Source organism: Streptomyces sp. ISL-11 (genome assembly GCF_018614525.1).
Taxonomy (GTDB): domain Bacteria; phylum Actinomycetota; class Actinomycetes; order Streptomycetales; family Streptomycetaceae; genus Streptomyces.
This window is the reverse complement of the sequence record NZ_JAGGOL010000071.1, coordinates 1,665-9,642: the sequence shown is the minus strand read 5'-3', so window position 1 is coordinate 9,642 and position 7,978 is coordinate 1,665. Positions and strand designations below refer to the sequence as shown.

General features: G+C 69.9%; 4 protein-coding genes. 1 reads left to right on the top strand and 3 read right to left on the bottom strand.

Annotated features, from left to right (window positions below; translation table 11 throughout):
- Window positions 1-44 precede the first annotated feature (44 nt).
- The 3 genes from J7E86_RS15935 to J7E86_RS15925 form a co-directional block, all read right to left on the bottom strand.
- Window positions 45-1,262 carry a branched-chain amino acid ABC transporter substrate-binding protein gene (locus tag J7E86_RS15935; RefSeq protein WP_215082370.1) on the bottom strand — a complete coding sequence of 406 codons (1,218 nt, stop codon included), beginning with the start codon at window positions 1,260-1,262 and terminating at the stop codon, window positions 45-47.
- Window positions 1,263-1,813: 551 nt separating this feature from the next.
- Window positions 1,814-2,290, bottom strand: a complete 477-nt coding sequence (locus J7E86_RS15930) for a PaaI family thioesterase (protein WP_215082337.1) — start codon at window positions 2,288-2,290, stop codon at window positions 1,814-1,816.
- 98 nt (window positions 2,291-2,388) lie between these two features.
- Window positions 2,389-4,689 carry an FdhF/YdeP family oxidoreductase gene (locus J7E86_RS15925; protein WP_215082336.1) on the bottom strand — a complete coding sequence of 767 codons (2,301 nt, stop codon included), beginning with the start codon at window positions 4,687-4,689 and terminating at the stop codon, window positions 2,389-2,391.
- Window positions 4,690-4,827: 138 nt separating this feature from the next.
- On the opposite strand from J7E86_RS15925, the gene polA reads away from it, so the two are divergent.
- On the top strand, window positions 4,828-7,548 hold the full coding sequence (gene polA / locus J7E86_RS15920; RefSeq protein ID WP_215082335.1) for a DNA polymerase I: 2,721 nt from the start codon (window positions 4,828-4,830) through the stop codon (window positions 7,546-7,548).
- The last annotated feature ends 430 nt before the right edge of the window (window positions 7,549-7,978 follow it).

Here is a 7,978-nt window from a genome sequence, read left to right as displayed (position 1 = left end):
CCGGTGCGCCCGATGGACCGGTGGGCCTGCGTTCCGTTCCGGTGTCAGCGCTTGTATTCGGCGCTGTGGCGGGATTTCCAGGTGTTGCTGTCGACCTGGTAGGCGGTGATCATGGTGTTGGTGGTGTCGCCGTACTGGTCGAATCCGACGGTGCCGGTGACGCCGTTGAAGCTGACCTTGTTGAGGGCTTCGACGACCTTGGCGCGGGCGTTGTCGGGGAGTTTTCCGTTGTTGTCGGCGACGACCTTCTTGACGGCTTGGACGAGGGCCCAGGCGGCGTCGTAGGTGGAGCCGCCGTATGCCTCATAGCGGTCCTTGTAGCCGGCTGCCTTGTAGTCGGTGATGAATTTCTTGGCGGAGCCGAGTTCTTCGACGGGCTTGCCGACGGAGGTGGCGTAGTCGCCGGCGGACTTCTTGTTGAGGTTGATGTAGTCGGCGCTGTACATGCCGTCGCCGCCCATGAGGGGGGCCTTGAGGCCGCCGTCCTTGATTTGCTGGCTGAGGGGGGCGGCGGCGGGGTATTCGCCGCCGTAGAAGACGAGGTCGGGGTTGGCGGTCTTGGCCTTGGAGACGATGGCCTTGAAGTCGCGGTCGTCGGGGTTGACGTGTTCGTTGCCGAGGACCTTGCCGCCGAGTGAGGTGAATTTGGCGGCGAACGCGGCGGCGAGGCCGACGCCGTAGGTCTTCTGGTCGTCGATGATGTAGACGGTCTTGGCCTTGATTTTCTCGTAGGCGTACTGGCCGCCGAATGCGCCTTGCACCTCGTCGGTGGTGGAGGTGCGGAAGTAGGTGGTGAATTGGCGCTTGCGGTTGTTCTGTTTCCAGTCCTTGCCCTGGGTGAGGTCGGGGGTGGTGTTGGCCGGGGAGATGAGGGCGACGTTGTTGGACTGGGCGACCTGTTGCATGGACTGGGCGACGCTGGAGTTCAGGGGGCCGACGATGCCGAGGACTTGTTTGTCGCCGGCGAGTTTGGTGGCGTTCTGCTGGCCGGAGGTGGGCTGGGCCTGGTCGTCGAGGGGTTTGAGGGCGAAGGTGACGCCGGGGACTTCCTTGGCCTTGTTGGCGGTGTTGACGGCGAGTTCGGCGGAGTTCTTGATGCCTTGGCCGAGTGCGGAGAGGTCGCCGGTCAGGGGGGCGTCGACGCCGATGACCACGGTGGTGTTCTTGCCGTCGCTGTTGTCGCCACCCCCCTTGTCGTCGCGTGAGCCGCAGGCGCTGAGGGTGAGGGCGCCGGTGGTGAGCGCGGTGGTGAGGATGAGCAAGGAACGGTGTCGCACGGTGATTCCCTTCCCTGGCGAGGCCCCCTCTGCTGAGGTGCCGTTCCGCGTGCCGGGTGGTGTGGTGAGGTGTGGCGGCGAGGTGCGAGGTGTGAACCGCCCGGCGGGGGTGGTGACTGGCCGTGACTCTAGGGCTGTGCGGCGATCTGGGGCAGAGGTGCTGGCCATGATGTGACTGTCTTGTTATGACGCAGGTCACTCCCGCCTCATTCGTGTAGGAGAACCACACGGACAGTCCCGGTCTTATGCGGAGATTTTCATCATCCGTTGCGCAGGAATGTGCAGCTCCGCTAAGGAGTCGGAGGAGGTGTGGGCCCTGAAGCGGCCGGCGCGGCTCTCGAACGGCCGCGGAGATCACGAAAGCGGCGCCCGCGTGAAGTGGATCAGCGGCGCCGCATCGCGAGAATATTACGCACGGTGATGTGCGGGGGACTGGCTGAGGGGTATCGGGGGCGGCCGGGTCCGATGACCGATGACCGGTGCCCGGGGGGCGACGGTGTCCGTCAGGTGGTGGAGCCCGGCCCCGGCGACGTCCGTCAGGCGGTGGTCGTGCCCGGCGTCTCGTTCGCCCGCAGGAGGCAGGTGAGGCGGGCGGTGCAGACCCGCTTGTCCTGCTCGTCGGTGATGACGATCTCGTACGTGGCGGTGGAGCGGCCCCGGTGGACGGGGGTGGCCACGCCGGTGACCAGCCCGGAGCGGGCCCCGCGGTGGTGGGTGCAGTTGAGGTCCACGCCCACGGCGATCCGGCCCGGGCCGCCGTGCAGCATCGCGCCGACGGAGCCGAGGGTCTCGGCGAGGACGGCCGAGGCGCCGCCGTGCAGGAGCCCGTACGGCTGGGTGTTGCCCTCGACGGGCATCGTGCCGACCACCCGGTCGGGGGACGCCTCCACGACGCGGACGCTCATGCGTTCCCCGAGGTGTCCGGCGGAGAACAGGGCGGGCAGGTCGAGTCCGCTGCCGGCCCATTGGTCCAGGACCTCCTGCGGGAACGTGGTCCGGCTCTGCTCACCCATGTCCTGCTCCGATCGTCCTTGGCCGTTGCGGTGCGTAGGTCGTTGCGTTGTGAACGTCTTATCAGGTCAACGGCCTTGGCTGCCCGCCGGGGTGGGGTTCACGCGGGGCCGTCCGGTGCCGGCTCGCGGTGCTGTTCCACCCTGATGACCAGGGACTTGCTGGCGGGGGTGTTGCTGGTGTCGGCGGTGTGGTCGAGGGGGACCAGGACGTTGGTCTCGGGGTAGTAGGCGGCGGCGCAGCCGCGGGCGGTGGGGTAGTGGACGACGCGGAAGCCGGGTGCGCGGCGTTCGGTGCCGTCGGTCCATTCGCTGACGAGGTCGGCGTACGAGCCGTCGGCGAGGCCGAGTTCGCGGGCGTCGTCGGTGTTGACGAGGACGACGCGGCGGCCGTTCTTGATGCCGCGGTAGCGGTCGTCGAGGCCGTAGATGGTGGTGTTGTACTGGTCGTGGGAGCGCAGGGTCTGCAACAGCAGGCGGCCCGCGGGTGCTTGGGGGTATTCGACGTCGGCGGCGGTGAAGTTGGCCTTGCCGGTGGCGGTGGGGAAGCGGCGTTCGTCGCGGGGTGCGTGGGGGAGGGTGAATCCGCCGGGGCGGGCGACGCGGGCGTTGAAGTCCTCGAAGCCGGGGACGACGCGGGCGATGCGGTCGCGGATGGTGCCGTAGTCCTTCTCGAACTCTTCCCACGGTGTGGTGCTGGCGGTGCCGAGGACGCGGCGGGCGAGGCGGCAGACGATGGCGGGTTCGGAGAGGAGGTGCGGGCCGGCGGGGGCGAGGCGGCCGCGGGAGGCGTGGACCATGCCCATGGAGTCCTCGACGGTGACGAACTGGTCGCCGCCGGCCTGGTGGTCGCGCTCGGTGCGGCCGAGGGTGGGCAGGATCAGGGCGCGGGCGCCGGTGACGGCGTGGGAGCGGTTGAGCTTGGTGGAGACGTGGACGGTGAGCCGGGCGCGGCGGATGGCGGCCTCGGTGACGTCGGTGTCGGGTGAGGCGGCGACGAAGTTGCCGCCCATGGCGAAGAAGACCTTGGCCCGGCCGTCGCGCAGGGCGCGGATGGCGTGAACGACGTCGAGGCCGTGTGCGCGGGGCGGGTCGAAGCCGAATTCCTTCTGGAGGGCGTCGAGGAAGGCGGGGGCGGGGCGTTCGAAGATGCCCATGGTGCGGTCGCCCTGGACGTTGCTGTGGCCGCGGACGGGGCAGACGCCGGCGCCGGGGCGGCCGATGTCGCCGCGCAGGAGGAGGAGGTTGACGACTTCCTTGATGGTGGGGACGGCGTGTTTGTGCTGGGTGAGGCCCATGGCCCAGCACGCGACGGTGCGGCGGGAGTCGAGGATCATGCGGGCGGCGCGTTCGATCTCGTCGCGGCGCAGGCCGGTGGCGCGCAGGGTCCGGTCCCAGTCGAGGGCGCCGGCGGCGTTCTTGAATTCCTCGAAGCCGTGGGTGTGGTCGCGGATGAAGTCGGTGTCCAGGGCGCCGTCGGTGCCGAGGACGATGTGGTTGAGGGCGCGGAAGAGGGCCTGGTCGCCGCCGAGGCGGATCTGGAGGAAGAGGTCGGTCAGCGGGGTGCCGCCGGCGGCGAGGCCGCGGGCGTTCTGGGGGTTCTTGAAGCGTTCCATGCCCGCTTCGGGGAGCGGGTTGACCGTGATGATCTTCGTGCCGCCGGCTTTGGCCTTTTCCAGGGCGCTGAGCATGCGGGGGTGGTTGGTGCCGGGGTTCTGTCCGGCGACGATGATCAGGTCGGCTTTGTAGAGGTCTTCGAGGAGGACGCTGCCCTTGCCGATGCCGATGGTCTCCGTGAGGGCGGAGCCGGAGGACTCGTGGCACATGTTGGAGCAGTCGGGCAGGTTGTTGGTGCCGAATTCGCGGGCGAAGAGCTGGTAGAGGAAGGCTGCTTCGTTGCTGGTGCGGCCGGAGGTGTAGAAGACGGCTTCGTCGGGGGTGGCGAGGGCGGTGAGTTCCTCGCCGATGATGTCGAAGGCCCGCTGCCAGGTGACCGCTTCGTAGGTGTCGGCGCCTTCGGCCAGGTACATGGGCTGGGTGAGGCGGCCCTGCTGGCCGAGCCAGTAGCCGCTGCGGGCGGCGAGGTCGGCGACGGGGTGCGCGGCGAAGAAGTCGGGGGTGACGCGGCGCAGGGTGGCTTCCTCGGCGACGGCCTTGGCGCCGTTCTCGCAGAATTCGGCGGCGTGGCGTTTGTCCGGCTCGGGCCAGGCGCAGCCGGGGCAGTCGAAGCCGTCCTTCTGGTTGACCTTGAGGAGGGTGAGGGCGGTGCGGCGTACGCCCATCTGTTGCTGGGCGATGCGCAGGGTGTGGGCGATGGCCGGGAGTCCGGCGGCGGCGTGCTGCGGGGCGGTGACGTCGGGTGCGTCCTGGACCGGATCGCCTGTCGGCGGCTTGCCTGCCATCTCGCTCCCCCTTGAGCGGTCGGTGCGGGCGCGGGTCCGGCGTGGGTGTCGGGCACGGGCGGTGGGGGGAGGTGCGCGTGGCCCGCATTGTCAGTGGGCCGTGGCAGGATCGGGGGCGTGGCAGCAAAGGCAACGAAGATGAGCGCAGAGACCGGCACCGACGTGGTGGAGGGAGGCCGCCCCCGCCTGCTCCTGATGGACGGGCACTCCATGGCGTACCGGGCGTTCTTCGCGCTGCCCGCGGAGAATTTCACGACGGTGTCGGGGCAGCCGACGAACGCGGTGTACGGCTTCGCGTCGATGCTGGCGAACACGCTGCGTGATGAGCGGCCGACGCATTTCGCGGTGGCGTTCGACGTCTCGCGCAAGACCTGGCGTTCGGACGAGTTCCCGGACTACAAGGCGACGCGTTCGAAGACGCCGGACGAGTTCAAGGGTCAGGTGGAGCTGATCGGTGAGCTGCTGGACGCGATGCGGGTGCCGCGGTTCGCGGTGGACGGCTTCGAGGCCGATGACGTGATCGCGACCCTGACGACGCAGGCGGAGACGGCGGGTTTCCACGTCTCGATCGTCACCGGTGACCGTGACGCCTTCCAGCTGGTCTCCGACGATGTCACGGTGCTGTATCCCACGAAGGGTGTCTCGGAGCTGACGCGCTTCACTCCGGAGAAGGTGCAGGAGAAGTACGGGCTGACGCCGGCGCAGTATCCGGATTTCGCGGCGCTGCGCGGTGACCCGTCGGACAACCTGCCGGGTATTCCGGGGGTGGGCGAGAAGACCGCCGCCAAGTGGATCAACCAGTTCGGTTCGTTCGCGGAGCTGGTGGAGCGGGTCGAGGAGGTCAAGGGCAAGGTCGGGCAGAACCTCCGGGATCACCTGGAGGCCGTGCAGCTCAACCGCCGCCTGACGGAGATGGTGCGGGATGTCGCGCTGTCGGTGGGCCCGGAGGGCCTGGTCCGGGAGGCGTACGACCGTACGGCGCTGACCGCGTTCCTGGAGGGTCTGGAGATCCGTAACCAGGGCCTGCGGGACCGGTTGCTGGCGGCGGACCCGGGTGGGGCGGCCGCCGCGGAGGAGACGCCGCCGGCCGCCGGGGCCGAGGTGGACGGCGTGGTGCTGGGCGCGGGGGAGCTCGCGCCGTGGCTGGCCGAGCACGCCATCCATGTGCTCGGTGTGGCCGTGGTGGACTCCTGGTCGCTGGGCAGCGGCCGGGTCGCCGAGATCGCGCTGGCCACGGGTGCGGGCCCGGCCGCGTGGTTCGACCCCGCCGAGCTGGACGAGGCGGACGAGCGGGCGTTCTCCGCGTGGACCGCGGACGCGGGCCGGCCGAAGGTGATGCACGACGCCAAGGCCGTCATGCGGGTCTTCGCCGAGCACGGCTGGTCCGCCGTCGAGGGCGTCACGATGGACACGGCGCTGGCCGCCTATCTGGTCAAGCCGGGCCGCCGGTCCTTCGACCTGGAGGCGCTGTCGGTGGAGTATCTGGGCCGTGAGCTGGCCACGGCCGCCGCCGGCGACGGCCAGCTGGCCTTCGGCGCGGACGAGCAGGCCGAGGCGGACGCCCTGATGGGCCGGGCCCGTACGGTGCTCGACCTGGGCGAGGCGTTCACGGGCCGGCTCAAGGACGTGCGCGCGGCCGGGCTGCTCACCGATGTCGAGCTGCCGACGAGCGCGCTGCTGGCCCGCCTGGAGCGGGCGGGTATCGCCGCGGACCGGGGCTGGCTGGAGCGGATGGAGCAGCAGTTCGCGGCGGCTGTGCAGCAGGCTGTCACGGAGGCGCACGCCGCGGCGGGCCGGGAGTTCAATCTGGGTTCGCCCAAGCAGCTCCAGGAGGTGCTCTTCGGCGAGCTGGGCCTGCCGAAGACGAAGAAGACGAAGACCGGGTACACCACGGACGCCGATGCCCTCGCCTGGCTCGCCGCCCAGACGGAGAACGAACTCCCGGTGATCATGCTGCGCCACCGTGAGCAGGCCAAGCTGCGGTCCACGGTCGAGGGCCTGATCAAGGCGATCGCCCCCGACGGGCGGATCCACACGACGTTCAACCAGACCGTGGCGGCCACGGGCCGGCTGTCGTCCACGGACCCGAACCTGCAGAACATCCCGGTGCGGACGGACGAGGGCCGGGCGATCCGCCGGGGCTTCGTGGTCGGTGAGGGCTATGAGTCCTTGATGACGGCCGACTACAGCCAGATCGAGCTGCGGGTGATGGCCCACCTCTCGGAGGACGAGGGCCTGATCGAGGCGTTCGCGTCGGGCGAGGATCTGCACACCACGGTGGCCTCCCAGGTCTTCGGCGTCGCCAAGAGCGAGGTCGATCCGGAGATGCGCCGGAAGATCAAGGCCATGTCGTACGGGCTGGCCTACGGTCTGTCGGCGTTCGGCCTCTCGCAGCAGCTCAACATCGCGCCCGCCGAGGCGGGCAAGCTGATGGACACCTTCTTCGAGCGGTTCGGCGGCGTGCGGGATTACCTGCAGCGTGTGGTCGTGGAGGCCCGTGCCACGGGCTACACGGAGACGATGCTGGGCCGCCGCCGCTACCTCCCCGATCTCAACAGCGACAACCGCCAGCGTCGTGAGACGGCCGAGCGGATGGCGCTGAACGCCCCGATCCAGGGCACGGCCGCCGACATCGTGAAGGTCGCGATGCTGCGGGTCGGTCAGGCGCTGGAGGCCGGGGAGCTCACCTCGCGGATGCTGCTCCAGGTGCACGACGAAATCGTGCTGGAGATCGCGCCCGGTGAGCGGGAGCCGGTGGAGGAGCTGGTCCGCCGCGAGATGGCGGGGGCCGTCTCGCTGCGTGCACCGCTGGACGTGTCGGTCGGCGTCGGCCGCGACTGGGAGTCGGCGGCGCACTGACGGACCCGGATTCCGGTACGGCCCTTCCCGCCCCCTTTCGCCTTGGGGGAGGGGAGGGCCGTATGTGTTTCTTCCGGGCCGGGAGGGTCGTACGTGTGCGTCTGGGCCGAGAGGGTCGTACGTGTTTCGTCCGGGCCGGGAAAACCGTACGCGTGTGGCCCCGGGACGGCCGGCCGAGCCGCCACCGGCCCGACCGAGGGTCGCCCCGGGGAAGGGGAGGGCGGTGCGCGTTTCGCCCAGGGGCCGGCAAGGACCGTGCGCGTGGTTCTCATCCGAGGCGCGGGTTGCTAACCTGCCGCATTCCTGACACCTCGTCAGGTGCCGTGGGGAAACCGGGGAACCCCGCCAGGAGGTCTCGTATGCGTGCACTGGCCGCCGCGGCCGTCGGACTGGTCGCGGCCCTCGCCCTCGTCCTCACCGTCACGGCCAT

Excerpts from the sequence above, each read along its gene's own strand:
- J7E86_RS15930 (WP_215082337.1), bottom strand. The coding sequence starts at position 2,290 with ATGGGTGAGCAGAGCCGGACCACGTTCCCGCAGGAGGTCCTGGACCAA.
- J7E86_RS15925 (WP_215082336.1), bottom strand. The coding sequence starts at position 4,689 with ATGGCAGGCAAGCCGCCGACAGGCGATCCGGTCCAGGACGCACCCGAC.
- polA (WP_215082335.1), top strand. The coding sequence starts at position 4,828 with ATGAGCGCAGAGACCGGCACCGACGTGGTGGAGGGAGGCCGCCCCCGC.